This window comes from Paludibacter jiangxiensis, assembly GCF_001618385.1.
GTDB classification, from domain to species: Bacteria; Bacteroidota; Bacteroidia; order Bacteroidales; family Paludibacteraceae; genus Microbacter; species Microbacter jiangxiensis.
This window is the reverse complement of the sequence record NZ_BDCR01000004.1, coordinates 219,082-238,048: the sequence shown is the minus strand read 5'-3', so window position 1 is coordinate 238,048 and position 18,967 is coordinate 219,082. Positions and strand designations below refer to the sequence as shown.

11 protein-coding genes are annotated in these 18,967 nt (G+C 42.9%); all 11 read right to left on the bottom strand.

Annotation, left to right across the window (positions count from 1 at the left end; genetic code table 11):
- Window position 1 precedes the first annotated feature (1 nt).
- The 11 genes from PJIAN_RS11125 to PJIAN_RS11075 all read right to left on the bottom strand — a co-directional run bounded on the left by PJIAN_RS11125 (window position 2) and on the right by PJIAN_RS11075 (window position 18,891).
- The gene (locus tag PJIAN_RS11125) at window positions 2-1,468 is read right to left on the bottom strand and encodes a type I restriction-modification system subunit M (protein WP_068705045.1); all 1,467 of its coding nucleotides are present in this window, start codon (window positions 1,466-1,468) and stop codon (window positions 2-4) included.
- A complete protein-coding gene (gene hsdR / locus PJIAN_RS11120; protein ID WP_068705043.1) occupies window positions 1,465-3,825 on the bottom strand; it encodes an EcoAI/FtnUII family type I restriction enzme subunit R in 2,361 nt (786 codons plus the stop codon). Before hsdR ends, PJIAN_RS11125 begins: the two co-directional genes overlap by 4 nt.
- 210 nt (window positions 3,826-4,035) lie before the next feature.
- Complete coding sequence (locus PJIAN_RS11115; protein WP_201787360.1) at window positions 4,036-4,962, bottom strand: carboxylesterase family protein; 927 nt, start codon at window positions 4,960-4,962, stop codon at window positions 4,036-4,038.
- Between the two features lie 164 nt (window positions 4,963-5,126).
- Window positions 5,127-6,902 carry an alpha-L-fucosidase gene (locus tag PJIAN_RS11110; RefSeq protein WP_068705041.1) on the bottom strand — a complete coding sequence of 592 codons (1,776 nt, stop codon included), beginning with the start codon at window positions 6,900-6,902 and terminating at the stop codon, window positions 5,127-5,129.
- 285 nt (window positions 6,903-7,187) lie between these two features.
- Complete coding sequence (locus PJIAN_RS11105; protein WP_068705039.1) at window positions 7,188-8,759, bottom strand: glycoside hydrolase family 43 protein; 1,572 nt, start codon at window positions 8,757-8,759, stop codon at window positions 7,188-7,190.
- Between the two features lie 11 nt (window positions 8,760-8,770).
- Window positions 8,771-11,206: an alpha-L-arabinofuranosidase family protein gene (locus tag PJIAN_RS11100; protein ID WP_068706424.1), complete on the bottom strand. Its 2,436-nt coding sequence runs from the start codon at window positions 11,204-11,206 to the stop codon at window positions 8,771-8,773.
- 191 nt (window positions 11,207-11,397) lie between these two features.
- A complete protein-coding gene (locus PJIAN_RS11095; RefSeq protein WP_068705038.1) occupies window positions 11,398-13,650 on the bottom strand; it encodes an alpha-L-arabinofuranosidase family protein in 2,253 nt (750 codons plus the stop codon).
- A gap of 57 nt (window positions 13,651-13,707) precedes the next feature.
- Window positions 13,708-14,610 (bottom strand): sialate O-acetylesterase, encoded by a 903-nt coding sequence (locus PJIAN_RS11090; protein ID WP_068705036.1) that lies wholly within the window; start codon window positions 14,608-14,610, stop codon window positions 13,708-13,710.
- Between the two features lie 158 nt (window positions 14,611-14,768).
- Complete coding sequence (locus PJIAN_RS11085; protein WP_068705034.1) at window positions 14,769-15,719, bottom strand: glycoside hydrolase family 43 protein; 951 nt, start codon at window positions 15,717-15,719, stop codon at window positions 14,769-14,771.
- A 70-nt stretch (window positions 15,720-15,789) separates the two neighbouring features.
- Window positions 15,790-18,381, bottom strand: a complete 2,592-nt coding sequence (locus tag PJIAN_RS11080; RefSeq protein ID WP_068705032.1) for a glycosyl hydrolase 115 family protein — start codon at window positions 18,379-18,381, stop codon at window positions 15,790-15,792.
- A 156-nt stretch (window positions 18,382-18,537) separates the two neighbouring features.
- Window positions 18,538-18,891: an L-rhamnose mutarotase gene (locus tag PJIAN_RS11075; RefSeq protein ID WP_068705030.1), complete on the bottom strand. Its 354-nt coding sequence runs from the start codon at window positions 18,889-18,891 to the stop codon at window positions 18,538-18,540.
- Between the last annotated feature and the right edge of the window lie 76 nt (window positions 18,892-18,967).

The following is an 18,967-nucleotide window of genomic DNA, read 5'->3' as shown; positions in this document are numbered from 1 at the left end:
ATTAGTTAGCTTCATTCAATGCCACGCTGATGATGGCTTTTAATTTATCGCGCAAGTCACTAATACGGGTTTGTTGCACCTGATATTTCAGCAGCAGCTTTTCGGGGTCGTGATTGATCTGTTCGCTTACATGTGGGTTTTTAATATCCAGATTGTAGTTACTGGCTTTAATATCTTCTATGCTTACTTTCCAGGCTTGTTCGTTTTCCACCCGTGCCGCAAATCCATCAGCTTCGCTCCCCCACCAGGCAATTTCGGTAGCAAACTCTTCGAAACGCATGGGTTTGCTTTTGTTGTAACTCTTTACGCCATCGGGGTACGGATGCTCGTAATACCACACCTGTTCGGTTTTCGTTCCTTTGGTAAAGAAGAGTATATTGGTGCGGATACCGGTATAGGGATTAAACACGCCATTAGGCAGTCGCACAATGGTATGCAGGTTGCATTCGTCCATCAGTTTTTCCTTGATACGGGTTTTGATTCCTTCGCCAAACAGAAATCCGTCCGGCAATACCACGGCGGCACGTCCGTTCTCTTTTAGCAGGTGAATGATCAGGGTCATAAACAGATCAGCTGTTTCACGGGTACGATAGGACGATGGAAAATTGTTTTCGATGCCGTCTTCTTCCATTCCCCCAAAAGGCGGATTGGTAACAATTACATGTACCCGATCTTTGGGTGTGTAGTCCACCAGCGGACGGCTCAGGGTATTGTCGTGTCGGATATGTACGGGTGTTTCAATGCCGTGCAGAATCATATTGGTGGTACACAACATATGAGGCAGGGCTTTTTTCTCTACACCCCGGATGCTGTTTTGCAGGACTTCTTCCTCTTCGGTACTTTGTACATAGTGCTCCCGTTTGTATTCAATCACATTGCTCAGGAATCCTCCGGTACCACAGGCCGGGTCGAAGACAATTTCCTCCAGTTTCGGATCTACGCGGTCGACAATAAAAGTGGTGACTGCACGGGGCGTATAAAACTCTCCGGCATTTCCGGCACTTTGCAGGTCCTTTAGTATTTGCTCGTAAATGGTTCCAAAGGTATGGCGGTCGTTTTTGGTATTAAAATCAATTTCGCAGATTTTATTGATCACCTGACGCAGCAAGGTACCCGACTTCATGTAGTTGTATGCATCTTCGAACATGCTGTGTATGACCTGAGCACGTTTATTTTGCAGGTTCAGCTTATCTTTCAAACTCGGGAAGAGTTGTAGGTTTACAAAATCAAGCAATTCATCTCCGGTTATACCCTCCGGATCTTTAGCCCAGTTCCGCCAGCGCAGATGTGCGGGTAATGGCGATTTATAACTATCTTCTGTCAGTTCCAGCTCTTCTTCGTGGTCGTCGAATATCTTTAAAAACAACATCCAAACCAATTGGCTGATGCGCTGTGCATCGCCATCAACTCCCACATCTTTGCGCATTATATCCTGAATGGATTTTATAATGCCTGATACATTGCTCATGCTAATTTATTATGATTATATATTTCGTTTTCCAGTTCACGGAGTGCCTGTTCATAGTTGTGCAATCCGCCAAATGCTTCGTTTATAATTTCCTTTGGGGTACCTATTTGTTTGAAAGGATTTTGCTTCAGTATCTTCCGATCTTCGATTGATACAATTCCTTTATTGGCATAGTTTTCCAATAAACCCTCCAGTATTTCTCGTGCCTGTCCTCCGTATTTAGTAAAGTAATTGCGTTTTTTGACATTCTCGGCTCGTTCTCGGCGTGTAAGTGGCGGCTGGTCAAAAGCAATGTGACAGATCAGGTCAAAATCGCCATAGTCTTTACCGACTTCTTCAGCTAAATTTTCCAGTATAATTCCATGCTCTTCCAGTCGTTCTATGATGACTTTTTTCTTATCGGCATTGTTCCAGCTTCGTAAAAAATCATCAAGTGTAGCATATTCTTCATGTAACTGGTTGCGGGAATAATCTTTATATGATTCAGTGATCAACTGTCCGTTTTCTCCATAATACTCCACCCTCTCGTTGAGTATATTTACCTCGACTCCTCTGACATAATATTTCCGCACGGTAGTAGTGTCGTCGCCTCCATCTGTGTCGTCGTCATCATCATCTCCATCGCCAGCAGGAGGATCAGGCGGAACCGGATTGTCACCCTCGCCCGGTTCGTATATCACAACCGGATCACCATCAAAATCAGGATCATGAAACAATTCGGTAGCCCGCTTAAAATCCATGATGGTAAAAAACATTTTGCCGTAATCTTCTTCAATGCGGGTACCCCGTCCGATAATCTGCTTGAACGTAGTCATAGAGCGTATGGTTTTGTCCAGCACAATAAGCTTACACATTTTTGCATCTACCCCGGTCGTCATCAATTCGGAAGTAGTCGCTATTACCGGAAACTTACTCTCGGTAAAAACAAAGTTCTCTAATTCCGCCTTACCTTCCACGCTGTCTCCAGTGATACGCATCACATAACGTGGGTTATCGGTGGCCAATTTTCCTGCCGCATTGACAATGGCTTTGCGCATGCGTTCGGCATGGTCAATATCTTCGCAAAAAATAATGGTTTTAGCAAATGGATCAGTTGCTTTTAGGAACTGCATAACTCGATTGGCAACGAGCTTGGTACGTTGGTTCAGTACCAAAATGCGATCCATATCCAACTGGTTGTACTCCCGAGCTTCCAGTTCGTTCCCTAAATCATCCTTCATACCCGGAGGGGGTGTCCATCCATTGACATCTTTGTCGATGTCAATGCGGATCACTTTGTATGGCGCCAGAAAACCATCGGCAATGCCTTGCTTTAGGCTGTAAGTATATACTGATTCACCAAAATAGGTGATATTGGATACGTATTTTGTTTCTTTGGGTGTAGCCGTAAGTCCGAGCTGAATGGCACGATCGAAATAGTCCAGTATCTCATGCCAGGCAGCATCATCGGCAGCACTTCCTCTATGACACTCATCAATTACAATCAGATCAAAGAAGTCTCGCGATACATTTTTAAAAATCTTATCATCCTCGTTATTCCCGGTAATGGCTTGATAAAGCCCAAGATATATTTCATAGGATGGATCAATTTTCCGATTCACTATTTTAGTCATTACCGCGCCAAAAGGCTTGAAGTCGTTTGTCTTGGTTTGATCTGCCAGAATGTTGCGATCTACCAGAAACAAAACCCGTTTGACGGTGCGCGACTTCCACAATCGCCAGATAATTTGAAAGGTGGTATAGGTTTTGCCCGTTCCCGTTGCCATAACCAGTAGAAGGCGTTTTTGTCCGCGTGACACCGCTTCAATGGTACGATTAATGGCTTCAACCTGATAATACCGTGGGTCTTTGTTGGAATTATCCTGATAGTAAGGTTGTAAAATAAGATCTTCCTGTTCGTCAGCAATATTTCGGTATTGTTTATATCTTCTCCACAAGACTTCAGGTGACGGAAATTCATCCATCCCGAATTCGGTTTCCACATCCTCGCCTTCGGCGGCAGTTTTGTTGTGCGAGGCAAAGCCATCGCCATTGGAACTAAAAGCACTGGGTACATCCATGATTTCGGCATATCCCAACGCCTGCTGCATACCATGGCTCACGGAATGATTGTTATCCTTCGCTTCGACAACGCCTATCGGAATACCTGGCTCCCAGAATAAAGCATAGTCGGCAAACTTCCGCTTTTTCTTGTTGCGCATGGACATGCTTCCCCGCACTACAACCGGTCCGGGTGTTAGTGGAAATTCCCGTCTGATCTGCGTCATCTTATCCCATCCTGCGTTTTCAATAGCCGGGCTGATGTATTTATCGCAAATATCCGATTCGCTAAATTCTTTCTTGTAAATGTTTTCCATAGCAAGGTCTCGTTAGAATATGCGTTTCAACCTTCAAAGCTACAAATTCCCTTTGAAACTATTGGCTTTTTAGTTAATAAAACATACTAAATCTGTCCTATTTTGCTAGTAGTAATAGTAAGACCAATCGTCAATTATTAGGTTGTAAAGTCAGCACATTATAATTCAGCAAACAATTCTATTATACCAACTACTATCATTATTTTTATCCTATTGCTCCGACCGACAACGATCTAAAAAGTCAAATACATCCGGTAAAATAAGCGGAACCATACCCGGATGATCTGCATCCACTTCTTTATATTCGATATTAAATCCCTGTGCCCTCATCCAATCGCGCAGCGCCCGGCTTCCCGCCAATGAAGCTGTTGCCTTTGTTCCTTCGGAAATAAAGATGGACATTCTACGAATGTTATTCCACGGATAACCCTTCTCTTGCAAAAACGGGCCGGACATCGGAGCCAAAGCTTTCCAGTAATTGTGGTATTTTGCACCCAGATACCAGGTTCCGCCACTACCCATCGAATGACCGATAAGAAACATTTCTTTGCGGTCGACCGGATACTCATTCAATACCAATTCAAGCACATTTATAACATCTTTTTCGCTCAACACCTGCGCGCTATCCTTCGTGGCAGTACGTGCAGCTAGAATTTTTGCAGCCTCGTACGGCTGACCAAATACGGCTGGCAATAATAGTGAATTGCCATAGGCGGCATGGTAACCCAAAGGAGAAACCAGCAAATAACCATATTTGTCGGCTAGTTTCACCAGTTGCTTATCATTCTGATCCAGATATGAACTCTCGTCATTCCATCCGCCATGTAGAAACATCACCAAGGGTAATTTTGACTTACCATCCCAGTTGGATGGTACACAAACACGATAAGGCACATCTGCATTTGCCTCAGGGAAATGATAGAATCTCTTCTGATCTCCTCTGGCTTTCCATTGCGGAGAGTTGGAATTTGCCAGTGATTTCGCAAGTGTTTGTGATTCACGAATCTGATTCTGAGGATCGAGTGTTGTACCAAATGAGATGCCACTCCGCCCTGATAATGAGGATTGAGCAAGAATAGTGCTCACAGCAATCACATTACAGAACACCAACAACAAGGTTATTCGCTTTCTGCTCATAATACTCATAGTTCTTTTTGAGGTCATCTTTATTTTTGTATTTTCCGTCTCCCTCAGCCCTCCAATATGGCAGGGCTGAGATGTGGTAAAATGAACATGTACTTTCAAGGTCTTCCTTTCTTTTTCAAAGACATGCCTTGGCGGCGAGGACAACCTTGTGTCAACTAATCAATCTTAAATACCACCGAAGTGGCATAAGGCATTTCTTCCGGGCAGGTAATTGTTAAGCCATCGGCTTCCTGTTTCCAGTTCAATTTGCCTTTGTATCCAAGTAATTGCACTGATTTGACAGGTTTTCTAAAATTATTGGTCTCTGTAGCAAGTGACTTGATTTTGACCGAGGATCCTGCTGTGGGTACATTCATACAGAACGCGTAAAGCGATCCGTTTTTACCCACAGTGAAACGTATATCCTGCGCATCAAATTTGAATTCGGCATGTTTGCGCTGTAAGGCGCCACCGGGGAGCATTTTCAATTTGCCATTGACGATTTCGCCTTCGCCGGGAATTTTCCATGCATGGCTTCCATAAACGGCTTCTCCGTTGCGCTTCATCCAGACACCCACTTCTTTCAGCATTTCCCGGCTGCCTTCATCGAGCGAACCATCCGGAAGTATAGAAATACACAAAGCAGCATTTCCATCGCGTGCAATAGCTTCGATAATGTAACGAATCATCATTCCTGAATTGTATGTAAATCCCGGAGCGTAGAACCAATCACCCACCGGAGCCTCAGCGATCCAGGGCTCCTTTGCATTAATGTCTGCCGGAATGCCAAACTCTTCGGTGTTTACAGTACCGTTGGTATTATGACGAAACTTCACAATGCTAAAGGTATTTACCTGTCCGCGTCGTTGAAGTGCACGGTTATAAAAATCGGCAATAACACGTTGCATTGCATCGGCTTTAATCCCGGTTCCGGTACCGTTTCCGCTAAATGGTTGGGTGGAAGTTCCATCAGTATATATAAAATCGGGATCGTAATGCTCTACCACATCCATCATCCGCAATGCCCATTGCGTAGTGTACCATTTAGCATAATCAATATGGTTGGCAAAAATACCAGCTGGTGGTGGCGACCAGCCCGACGCCGCAGCTTTGCTTACACCTTTGTATTCGCGCAGGTTAATTCCATAAAGCAGGCGGGGATCATAGCCCTCCCACCATTTACCTTTCCCGTCGGCAAGAGTCAGATTCCCATCATAAGGAACTCCTTTTTTGTCACCATCTTTGTCGCTGCCAAAAGCGGTTTGCCACCACCACCAGGTATATTCGTGATGGAAAGTTACGCCAAACCGCATTCCATTGGCGCGGCATGCTTTAGCCCACTCGCCTATAAGATCGCGCTTGGGGCCGATATTTACAGAATTCCAGGGTTGATATTTAGAATCCCACAAATCAAAATTGTCGTGATGAACCCCTTGAATCATTAAAAAGCGCGCACCGGCTTCTTCATATATTTTTGTAAGCGCGGCGGGATTCAATTTTGTAGGATTCCAACTGTTTAAGACGTCCTTGTAACCAACCTCTGATGGATGTCCGTATCTTTTTATATGGTTGTTGTAAGCCACATGACCTGATTTATATAGATTGCGGGCATACCAGTCGCCGCTCTCACCCGCCGATTGAGGTCCAAAGTGAACCCAGATACCAAATTTGGCTTCACGAAGCCAGTTTGGTTCGCCCGGATAGTTTTTTTCAATCGATTCCCATGTGGGTTCAAAAGGACCGGGTGTAAGGGGTAAATTCGCGAGTTTGATTTCGGGAAAAGTTCGAGAATCTCCCATTGATACTGTGTCAATTCCTAATGGTGCCGGAACATTAGGGAATGACGGTAATTTATCAGGAAGTGAAGATTTGTTTTTCACCTTCAATCCTTGTGCATTAATGCTAAAAATTAGCACAGTAGCTAAGATCAGAGCTTCAATAATTTTTCTCATCTATTGTATATTAGATATGATATCAATAATACCTTGTGCATAACAAAGGTACTTTTCAAGTATATAAAAAACCATCATTAAGACTAGACAGCAACACTTCCTAAATTTTGTCTCAAACTAGGATTAACTCACCCACCTCATCAATAAAGGCGGTAAATAAAAGCATGTAATTTACTTTTGATATTGGCAGGCATAGTTACAAAAAAAGATTCGATAAGCAATTCAGAATGCTATGCAAACCTAACCAGTATTTGATTCGTATTTCAATTGAGAGTTACAATTCGCTTATTTGGAAATTTTATCGGAGATATGGAACCAGTCGAAGTCTGCATAACCACCAGGGGTTTTAGACGAATAAGCATACAGGCCAAAACGGTATCCCATAAAGTGTTCCATCAGCGTGTATTCCATTTTTAGCGAGTCCCCAATAACATTCCACGTTTTACCGTCGAGACTGTAGAAGAATTTGGCTATATCAACTTTATCTCTGAAATTACATTCAATTTTGAGATAGATTTTATTCTGAGACAAAGGAATACTTTGCAATTCGGTCGGTTTATCGGTTTTGTTACTAACCATATAAACATATTTAGCTCCCTTTTCCATTTTAACGCCCACAAGACCAAATTTGCGTTGCAGAGCACACAAACCGGCAAAGTCTCCATTTTTCAGATGCGAAACATCGACCGAAGTAATCCCCGAGCATTGGGGACCGAAAGTACGTTGTGTAAGTGTATTTCTTGCTTTCAGGAACAAAGTATCGATTCGTCCGGTTTTGAGACGCAAGTAGCCGGGCCGCTCTTTCAACGACCAAAGAGAGTTATCAGGATTGTGATTCCACTGCCACACCAAAGGCAAAACTCGTTCTCCGGGTTTACGGGTAAATTCATCATTGTTTACAATACCGGGTACTAATCCTTTGCTGACTGGCAGATCAAGAATTTCGGGCACTTTGCCGTCAACACCAAACACAGGCCACCCATCTTCCCATTTTACAGGAACGAGGTAAGGAATGCGGCCTACCGAACCGTAATCGCGAAACAAGTACGAAAACCATCGACCATCGGGGGTATCTATCAGCCCTCCCTGAGCTACTCCTAAATCTTTAAGTGCTACCTTGCCTTCCCAAGGACCCATAATATTGTCGGCCCGGTGAAGCACCACAGTACGCATGCTTCCTTGTCCACTCGGCCATGTTATGTTCATCAGGTAGTATTTCCCGTTTACTTTGAAAACCTGAGAACCTTCGGCTCCAAGTCCCGGCTTTCCGGACGGAGCTGTCGCATCTTCTATAAGTATATGATCAGTTTCAGCTTTCACGCCGGTCATTTCTTCGTTAAGCTCAACAATGTGTAATTTATGATTCCCATAAATCAGGTAATTGTGTCCGTTATCGTCGAAAAAGAGATTGCAATCGTGATAAGCAGGCTTAAACGAAACGGTTTTCCAAGGCCCTTTTTCTATATTCTTCGTCGTGAAAATATAGGTTTTACCCGTTGTTTGAGCAAAAGTGGTAACATAGAATTGTCCTTTGTGATATTTGATAGTACTGGCCCACGAGCCTCTGCCATAAGTACTTTTGCCGTTTACAAGGTTCATGGCATCTATATTTGCCAGCGTGTCGTAAGCATAACTCACAATCTTCCAATTCACAAGATCTTTCGATTTCATAATTGGCACGCCGGGACTCATGTGCATGGTGGTGCTGCTCATATAATAAGTGTCGCCCACACGGGTCATCGACATATCGGGGACATCGGCAAAAATAATCGGATTCTGTGCTTTATTGGCTTGAGCCAAGAGTAAGTTTGCACTTGAAATAACGAGAAGTAATAGTAAAGTTCCAATTTTTTTCATGGAAATAGGTTTTATTTATTATTTGATAAGCGTAATATTGTCAGCGAATTAGCCGGGAATGAACGGTTAATTTTTGTCCCTGAGAATTTCACAGTTTCCGTTTTAGGCGCAACTTTGGTTGGTGCATCCAATGTATTCTCATCCAACGCGTTGGCCGAAGTTAACACAATAGCTGTTCCGGTTCCGGTTATATTAGTTACTCCTTGCAGGGCAATAGTCGTTTTAACAGCAATAGCGGCAGTATTCACTACTTTCACAATAATATCGCCTGATTTATCGTCGCGCGAAGCGCTGGCACAAATACTCTTCGTATTCAACTGTCCGTTTGATACTTCCTGCACCAATTTTCCATCCAAATAACCCTTCACTGCATTGTCCAAAATTTCAAGTTTGACATCATACCAACGACCCGGTTCCAGCGATCCTTTCATGCTTCCGGCATTGAGTCCGATTTGCATTTCGTTGGTCGTGTTATTGTAACCACCAATATCCCAGCGTATGCGTTCACCTTTACCTGTATTATGGAAGTAAATCTGAAATCCGTTTTCTCCCGAAAGTTTGCGTGCCTTCAAAGTGACTGTATAATTCTTCCACGATTTGTCTCCAACAAAAGCAGTAACACCGGTTGCAATTGCCGATTGTTTCAGAATACCATCCTTAACCGACCAGTCACCCTGTCCGGTTTTTGTCCAATCGTCAATACTCTTTGAAAAATCGGATTGATACAGCATCTTACCATCTGGAGCTACCACTTTCAGGTCTTTAAATTCTGCCGTATTATTCCATGTTCCCAATCCAATTCGACCGGAAGAACTTGGCATTTCGACCTGCGGACCACCTTCCACGTTAACAGGCAACGTAACTGTACCCTGATTGTTTGCAAACATTTCCTGCACATAGTAACTTGGCAACCCATACCAGCGGTAACTATCGTAGTTAATCAAATTGATAGGCCAGCGCTTGTGATTGGCATTACAGAAAAGTGGTGCATAAGCACCCATTTCAACAATATCGGAATTGCGTTCCATACCGGTCATCCAAGCAGCTTCGCCAATAGCTCCTCGCAAATTTCCTTTTCCGGAACCGCTTGTAACGGCATATTCTCCAATAAAAATCTTCGGACCTTTACGGTCGTAACCATCATATTTTGTTGCATTCAACACAAACCAGTCCGGATTGTTGTAGTAGTGTTCGTCAATCAACTCAGGACTGGGTTCTGTTGGATGGCCTCCCGACCAGTCATTAGCGATAAGTTTCATGTCCGGATATTTTGCCAACACAGCTTTTGCAATCAGCTCATAGTTGGCAAAATATTCTTTCCCGAAGTTTTCGTTTCCAATTTCGAGATACTTCAGATTAAAGGGTGCCGGATGACCATTTTTTGCACGGATGCTGCCCCAAACCGAAGTTAGCGGGCCATTGGCATACTCAATTGCATCCAGAGCATCCTGTATCCAAGGCCCAATGCGATCGGTAGATACCGTCTCCTTGTGAGAAACACCGGCATTGATGCAGAACAAAGGTTCGGCTCCCAAATCTTCTGCCATTTGCAGATATTCGTGGTAACCTAGGCCGTGTGTGGCATTGTAGCCCCAGATATTCCACAACGACGTACGCGAATCGATGTTACCAATCGTATTTTTCCAATGATACATATGTTCAAAATCTTCGCCTTCTACCCAGCAACCTCCGGGAAAGCGGAAAAACTTTGGATGAAGTGCATCGATAGCTTGTGCTAAATCAACCCGTAAGCCACTATTTTTCCAAGTTTTGTCAGGCATCAACGAAACCATATCGAGGTACAATTTGCCGGTTCCTTCTCCCGAAATTTCGAGATGAGCCTTAGGATCAGTGGTTGAAGGAGTAAGTGTCAGCGAAAAATATTGCCATTTTTCATCAAACCCCTTTATTTCTCCCGAAGCAAGCTCTTTTCCGTTGGAACCAACAAGTCTGACCTTCACCGAAGAGTTGAAATTAGTGGAAGTCCTTGCTGCCATTTTAAATGTGTAGCTGTTTCCCTGAACGGCATTCATGCCAAAATAGCCTTCATTTTCCATCTTAAAAAGACCATTTGCATCGATCAATAATGATTTGCGGTTGAATGCGTTAAGTGGAGTGACTGGTTGGCGAGACAGCACATTGGCCGTACAAACCAATGCTTTACTTTGATTGTTAGCGCTAGTAAATTTCCAGTTCTGAAGCGTATCGGCATCTTCAAAAGAACGGTTACGCACCAGTTCCGGGTAGATACCGCCATCGGCAGAGAGGTTAATATCTTCAAAGAAGATTCCGAATAAATTTGGAGCAATAGCATGCCCTGGTTTATTTACGTCAACCGATATCTTTGCTTTGTCAATAGCGAAAGACTGGAAACAAAGAAAAAAAACGATGGACGATCCAATTAGCGCAATTTTCCTATAGCGAGAATTTCTAAATCTTGTTTTCATACTATAATAATTTTTCATCTAAGGAAGTATGGAACTCCATGTTGCTGTAAATTATTACAATCCTCTTGGATGTTGTGCAGCAATATGTTCGTTTCATACTCTGTGTTTTCATTAATTTATTATGCCAGAATCGGCAATAATCGCCTATGTTGTTGTTTGAAGCAATTCAGATAACTAAATTGGAATGAGCATTATTTTGTCTTCACCAATTTGATCACACACACCGAATTAACTGGGAATGTAACTTTCAATGACCCGGATACCATGCCCAAATCTTTAGTCTGCGGTGTGATAGCTTCGTTGTAAGTGAAATCTTTTACATCAGGAGCGGAAGAATAAAAATTCTGGCTGCCCTGATTTTTAATTGAAGTATCTCCCGAAGTGAGGTATTCCATTGTAGCTTTGTATTTCCCGTTGCCGACCCCATTCAACGCAATCGTTGTCTCTTTGGGCACTGCCTCGGCATTCACCACTTTCAGATAAATAGTGCCGGTTTTGGTGTCGATGGTTGGCGAAGTATACACTTTGGAGTCTTCCGACTGATCGGCTGCCTTGTATAATGGACTAATTTCGATGGCTTTGTTTCCAATGTTGCTGGCAAACATGGACATGTAATAGTAGTTGGTTGTACGCCACAGTCCGCGGTTGTCGAACCAAATCAGGTTTGAGCCCCATTTAGAAAAGCCTTTCTTGCAGAACAAAGGTGCGTAGGCGGCCATCACCACCATATCTGAATTGCGTTCCAGTCCGGTTGAATAGGCAGCTTCAGCCAAAGTTGAAACGTAAGCATTATTAGTGCGGCTATTTGCAAACTCACCCACAAACACACGGGTAGGCTTTTCTCGGTTATAGGTATTCCCCTGATTACCGCGAACTTTATCTTTATCGTACCGATGCGTATTTCCGAAAAACCATTCATCGCTGGAATAGTAATGTTCGTCTACGATGCTTACCGGGTATTTTTGGTCAATAATCGAATAGTTGGCATCGAATTCCTTACCAGAACCGCCTGCTCCGGCAGTCGAAACAACATTGATATTCGGGTATTTTTCCTTCACGGCCTTATAAATGATATCGAAACGTTCCCAAAATGCTTCGCCGCTGTTTTCGTTCCCGACACCAAGATATTCGAGGTTGAAAGGTTTGGGATGCCCCATGGCAATACGTTTTGCTCCCCATTCGGTGGAGGCATTGCCATTACAAAATTCAATCAAATCAAGCGCATCTTTCACATAGATGTCGTAAAAGCGTTTTTTCTCCTCGTCGGTGCCCAGCGGTGCAATGTACGAACGCCCGGCAAACTGACAGGTTACACCATTGTTGAGAACCGGAAGCGGTTTAGCTCCAAGCGCCTCGGCCATTTTCAAATATTCATAATAACCAATGTGTTGTGAAGTCCAGTAACCCCAGTGATTGCGAATACCGATTCGTTCTTCAACCGGGCCAATGGTATTTTTCCAGAAATATTGACCCCAGTAGTTGGAGCCTTCCGAAGCGCAACCACCCGGGAAACGCATAAATTTCGGATGCAGTTTTTCGAGTGCCTCCAGCATATCTTTCCTAAAACCACCTATTTTGCCTGCACGCCACAACTGCGATGCTTCGGGAACCAAAGTCACAAAATCGAGGTAAAATGTTCCGGTTGCAGTGCCCGCAATAATCAGGCGGCTATCTACACTGCGCTGTGCGGTCAGCTTTCCAGCGAATTTTTTCCAGTTACCATTCATCCCTTTAAATGTCAACGCATTTGAATTCCGTTTTCCTGAAGCATCTTCGAGATATACGGTTACAGTACCTTTGTAGTCTTTTCCCTGAAGATAAAGGCCTAAGTCGTATTTTACACCGGCATTGACTGCGATAGACGGGATTTGTGTATTATTGGCATAGTAAAAACCTTGTCGTTCCTGCCCATTGGGATTGATACCAAATCCGTTGGCTGCCAGTCCAAAACCGTTTCCGGCTTTGTTGATTGTTATCTGGGCACAATATTGCTTGTATTTTAAAGCGTCGTCGTACTGATCTTTCTCATCGAAGTTGTATAGCTTTTTATAAGTGACCAAAGGTTTGCTATCGACCAACGTAACCGAACCACTACCTCCTCCGGCAGAAACGACTGTCCAACTGTAAATATCGGTCGGCGATTTCGAGAATTCCGGAACTTTTTTGTTTGCTGGTCCTGTTTCTGCTGATCCGGTAACATTGTACATCTGGAAAGAATTATTTTGAATAAGCTGCGCGCTGATTCCCCCGTCGTTTGCAAAATTGAGATCCTCGAAGAAAATGCCATTCAGGGTGGGACTAATGTCGATGCCCAACTGATCAACATTTAAATTCATACGATACGCGGTTACTGCTGGTTGTTGTGCTATTACAGGAATCTGCAAATAGCCAAATAGCAAGGCAAATGCCGTCAGAACCGATACTTTCTTTTGTGTTTTTTTCATTCTTGTATTATTTTATGCTCTTTAATAATTGCATCAGCAGTCATTTTCTATGTACTCTCATTTGGTTGTGGCAATTGCAGGCACAGCGGGATCATTGTATTTGAACCCTTGTATTTTCAGCATTTGTACAGCAAACCGTCTTCCGAGTTCTCGCATTCCTTCGGTATTAAAATGATATTGGTCGGTAGTTCCTTTTACTCCCTGAGATGAAATAATGTAGGAATTAGGCAGAATTTTTGGCAAATTTATCAAAATATCTGTATTGAAGGCATAGCAAATACCATGTTCTTCCTTAGTTTTGAGCTCTCCCGCCAATAATGATACGTTTTTAGGTTTGAGATTCAAATCTTTCATCAGATTATCGTATATGGCTTTTACTTTGTTTGGCCATTGCGGATCAGTTGAATTTGATTCGCCCTGATGTATCAGAATGCCCTTGATCACACCATCTTTTTGTGCGATTCGAGCCATTTCAACCAAACGTTGATATGGATTTCCATCGTATTGTTTACATATATTCTGCATCCACCCTTCTGCTTTGGACAGATAACTTTGGCAACTGTCTTTACTCCAAAGCTCTATTTTTGCACCCGCAACCGAAACATTGATAACGCCTACCCGGTATTTCTCTGGTAGGTTAGCGACCATTGTGCGACCAAAGAAATCGACTGGTCCCATTTTATTTTCGGGTCGATTAATCGGCGGTTCTGCCACATACCAATTCCCCTTTTTCCTATTCAATTTTGGATTGTCGACTGCTGCCATCATTTGGAAACGCTTGTCAACCATACCTGAATCTTGCTTTTCAGGGCGTGCCCCAGCCTCCATATTTGATTGCCCAAAGCAGAGGTAAATGAAGAATTTTGGATCGGGTTTTTGGGCTTTTTTTGCAAATGAGTCCGAAAATGAGAATACAAAAAATATTGCCAGCATCAGCCCAAATTTTGAACTTGTTTTCATTTTTGTTTATTTTTTAAAGTGATAATTATGTAAGAATCTTGGGGAAATGAATATTTCCAGTTTGCCTTGCTCGCCTTAACCTTTTGACCGAAAGAGCCACATTATACTTATTCCTATTCTTGATTATAGCGTTCGCATATTCATCTTAGGTAGCTTCATTATTTTACAGCTTTGACCCCATCGGTTGTTTGTATTATTTTCTGAATAGTCCCGTCGGCATTGTAATGCAAATAATCGACACAAACCGAACGGCGGTAGTTTCCTCCAGTTGGCAATACTCCGTTGTGGTAGAAAAAGTAAGTTTTCCCTTTGTAGTCAATTATTCCCGGATGGGTAGTTGTACTATTAGAAACTCTATCTTGAATCAGTCCGCGGTAAATCCAAGGGCCTTCAATTTTCTCTGCCGTGCAATACTCAATGGTTTCTGGGAAATTGGCAGCATACACCAGATAATACAGACCTTTACGTTTGTAAACCCATGGTGCTTCCGTAAAATTTTGTGGTTTGAAAGTGTGTATCGAGCCATCCAGTTCAATCATATTCTCTTTCAACTTAGCCCATTTACAACTACCATTACCCCAGAAAAGATAGGCTTGTCGGTTATCATCGATAAAGACGGTCGGATCCAAATCGTCCCAAGCATGTTTCATATCGGTGGTCATATCGTTTGTAATAAGCGCCTTGCCGAGGGCATCTTTAAATGGCCCGGTTGGGCTGTCGGCTACCGCAACACCAATGGCGACACCACCTTTACTGTTTTCATCAGCCTTATGAATAATCGAGACATACCAATAAAATTTACCATTGCGTTCAATACACTGTGCTGCATTGGCGGCATAGGATGCCCATTTGAAGTCTTTGGTGGAAAGGCACGATCCATGGCTTTTCCAGTGGACCATGTCGGTCGTTGAATACACCAGCCAATCGGGCATTTGGTACGTTTTTGCATCGACCGCAGCCGTATCGTGACCAACATAAAGATAAACGGTGTTGTTATAAACCATAGGTGCCGGGTCGGCTGTAAACAAATTCTTTATGATGGGATTTTGTGCTTTTACACCGTAAATAATAGAAAAGACAATAACTGCAAGGAAAAATCTGATTTTCATAGAAACACATATATGTATAATACAATTATTTAATAATCAACAAAAAACAAAGTTAGAATAATAGATGACATCATTGCAATAATGAAACACTTGGCCCCACATAGGTTTTCTTCAGGCCACCCCAATCAATCACCACGCGTTGAATAATCATACCCGGATCGCCACATGTTAATGTAAGCGAATGCATTGGCAACGCCTTGTTTACAGGAAATTTGGCAACCGTAACGACTCCGTTTTGTAGCACCCGGTCTTTCCAGGGTTCCGAATATTCTTTATGGTCGCTTTGCGAAACAAATACAGGTTGTCCATCAACCGAAATACCAAAGCGGGTGCTTTTTCCTTTGTGGAGAGCCCAGAATGGTAAGCTGTAAACATGCACAGTTACCGAATCAGCTGTTACGCCTGTAAATTCATATTCAACACGTGTACCATCGAGGTTTTGGGGGTCAACCGTTTGCTCAATGGCTTCGCCCAGTTTAAGGGCATACCAGTCGTAGCCAACACCTTCGATGATTTGAAGCGTATGGCCGTTTTTGGCTACTTTATTTTTAATCTGTTTAAGGTCTATTACTGTGCAACCCTCTAACTTGCTTTTGCTCTTTTGTGGTTCAATGGCAACCGGATAGCTTTCGACTCCTTCGGCAAGTTTCACTTTGGGCATATCCTGATATTTGGCACACCAGCCGGGAGAAAGAGCCATCATGCCGTTCCACTTGCCGTTGAGCATAGTGTTGTATTTCCAAGTAAGTTTGTTGATGCTGTCGAAGGCTACTTTTGATTCTTTTGCAGCCCAATTGGCGTTCGACAATTTATTATCTTTTACAAGTTCGCTGTTCAACTGAGCCAACAGGAACTTGCGGTTCATCTGATAAGAACCTTTTACCGGATAGGCTAATAGCTCATAAAATGCCGGACGTATATTTTCAGGTAGTTCCTTCGATATATTATCTGAAAGTTCAGAAATTCGCTTGTAATCGGCTAAGCGTTGTTGAGCATCGTTATAATTCTGGAAAGAAAAGTCGGTATTCAAAATATTCCTGTATTTTGGAGCATCCCATTCACGTTCCCAGCCCATAAATTCGGGTTTACGACTCCATGCCAGTCGGTAGTAATTGTCTAGAATATCCTGAAAATTCTTTTCATATTTTGCACCAAAGGTGCGTGCCAGGAACTGACTCTGGTGTTGGTTGATGCTGGTATAGTCGAATCTGTTTACATCCCATGCAAGGTCGAAGAATATTTGCATGCCCAGTTCGGAAGGTTTAATATCACCCACGTTCACTAACCAGTAACGATTAGCCCCTGTTTTATACGCTTTTGTCAACTCCTCGTACATCAATACCGGTGGCGTGGTATTCAACCATAAATAGTCGTGAGGACCACCCAGATAGGAAAAGTGGTAATAAACACCTGCACCTCCGCTACGTTTCTGTTCGTCAGGGCTGCTGAGACGTTTCATATACCCGTAATTGTCATCAACCCAAATCAGGGAAACGTCATCGGGTATTTGCAATCCAAGTTCATACACATCCATAGTCTCTTTGTAGGGTACAAAAATTTGGGGAATTTCGGTTGCCGGTTTCTTTAGATACTTTTTCAGCACTTCGCGTTGGTCGCCCATCACCTGAGTAAGCACATCAACTTTCTCTTTGTCTGTAAGATTGCCTCTCAGGCCAGAGTCATGAACACCACGCATAGCCACCGTGTAAATGTTTTCGTAAGGCGAAGCTTCACGCACACGGTCGTCCATTTTTTTCAGGATAACATTCTTGTTTTTCAAATAGTTCCACTCTCCATCGCGTTTACTATCCCATTCCGATTTGGCTGCATTGTTGAATAGTAGCGGTTCGCAATGCGATGTAGTAATGATAATTCCATATTGGTCGGCTACCACCTTACTTTCGGGATGCGAATAAAAAGCGCCGGTACAACTATGCATGGCCGGAGCAACCATATTCCCTTTAAGGCGAAGCAACAATTCGCAAACCTGTGCATATGTTTTAGGACCGATGTCACCCAGGTTTTTTTCGTAATTATTGGAAGACCACGGTTTCAGTCCCCAATCTTCGTCGTTGATAAAGATTCCTCGGTATTTGACCGAAGGACTTTTGGATGTAAAGCTGATAGGTTCGATACTTATCGTCGGACTTTTTTGTACAGGGACATCAGCCCACCAATACCATGGCGAAACTCCGATGGCTTCGGATATTGAAAATGCCCCGTAGGATGCACCTCTGCGATCGCTACCGGCAATAACCAATGCTTGCTTTACACCGGGGAAAGGGTTGTCAATTGTTTTGATAATGTAACTTTCCCATTGGTTGCGAAGTTGCTCTACGTCCAACTTTTTCGATTTTACCAGTTCGTTTATCAGCTGGTTCTTTTCTACTGTGCCGATAATAATCGTATATTGTCCGAGTCTTGATTTCGACGACACCAATTCGGGTTGTTTGCCGGTAACCCGTTCCACATCTTCTACAAAAAGACGGGCTGTAGTTTTTACTGCAACAAAGTCGGCATTATCGCAATAAACCGATGCCACTGTTTTCTCTGCGACAACGGAAAAATCCGATACCTTCCTCTCGGCTTGCTTATGTACCGTTATCTGAGAAAAAAGCAAATTAGGGATTAAGAATAATCCCAATAATAAAAGCTGTTTCATTTTAATTTGTTTTTTTGTAGGAAAATCTTCACTACATTTTATATTGAAATCATTTTTGTTTTATGACGATTACCCGGTATAAATGATGAGAAAAAATACACGTATTTATACAACATTTTTATTGTTTGTGGATTTGAGACATTAAACGCGGCATTGTTATTCGTTCATCTTGTAGATTCGCTCCATCAGTTGCCACTTCTGATCGGCCGTAGCCTCAGCTGATGCATCCTGAAATTTTGCCACGTAAGCTTCCCATTCGCTTTGGCGAGGCTTCATTGCAAGTTCTTCCATTGCCTTATTGTGGTCAAAATCGGCTACCGTATCCATAATCATAAATAGTTTGTTTCCAAACAAATAGATTTCCATATCAAGAATCCCTACTTCTTTCATTCCTTGTGTAATTTCTGGCCAGGCAGCTCCCTTAGCATGTATTTTTTTATAGGCTTCGATTAGAGCTCCATCGTTGCGCAGCTCCATAGTTTTGCAGTAACGGTTAAACGAGTTTTGCATATTTCATTTTGTTTATTTATAGTAATGAGTAGAGAATATCAGATTTTCACCGCAAGGCTTATTTTCTCATAGAATA

Coding starts and splice junctions, on each gene's coding strand:
- PJIAN_RS11125 (WP_068705045.1), bottom strand. CDS start 1,468: ATGAGCAATGTATCAGGCATTATAAAATCCATTCAGGATATAATGCGC.
- hsdR (WP_068705043.1), bottom strand. CDS start 3,825: ATGGAAAACATTTACAAGAAAGAATTTAGCGAATCGGATATTTGCGAT.
- PJIAN_RS11115 (WP_201787360.1), bottom strand. CDS start 4,962: ATGAGCAGAAAGCGAATAACCTTGTTGTTGGTGTTCTGTAATGTGATT.
- PJIAN_RS11110 (WP_068705041.1), bottom strand. CDS start 6,902: ATGAGAAAAATTATTGAAGCTCTGATCTTAGCTACTGTGCTAATTTTT.
- PJIAN_RS11105 (WP_068705039.1), bottom strand. CDS start 8,759: ATGAAAAAAATTGGAACTTTACTATTACTTCTCGTTATTTCAAGTGCA.
- PJIAN_RS11100 (WP_068706424.1), bottom strand. CDS start 11,206: ATGAAAACAAGATTTAGAAATTCTCGCTATAGGAAAATTGCGCTAATT.
- PJIAN_RS11095 (WP_068705038.1), bottom strand. CDS start 13,650: ATGAAAAAAACACAAAAGAAAGTATCGGTTCTGACGGCATTTGCCTTG.
- PJIAN_RS11090 (WP_068705036.1), bottom strand. CDS start 14,610: ATGAAAACAAGTTCAAAATTTGGGCTGATGCTGGCAATATTTTTTGTA.
- PJIAN_RS11085 (WP_068705034.1), bottom strand. CDS start 15,719: ATGAAAATCAGATTTTTCCTTGCAGTTATTGTCTTTTCTATTATTTAC.
- PJIAN_RS11080 (WP_068705032.1), bottom strand. CDS start 18,381: ATGAAACAGCTTTTATTATTGGGATTATTCTTAATCCCTAATTTGCTT.
- PJIAN_RS11075 (WP_068705030.1), bottom strand. CDS start 18,891: ATGCAAAACTCGTTTAACCGTTACTGCAAAACTATGGAGCTGCGCAAC.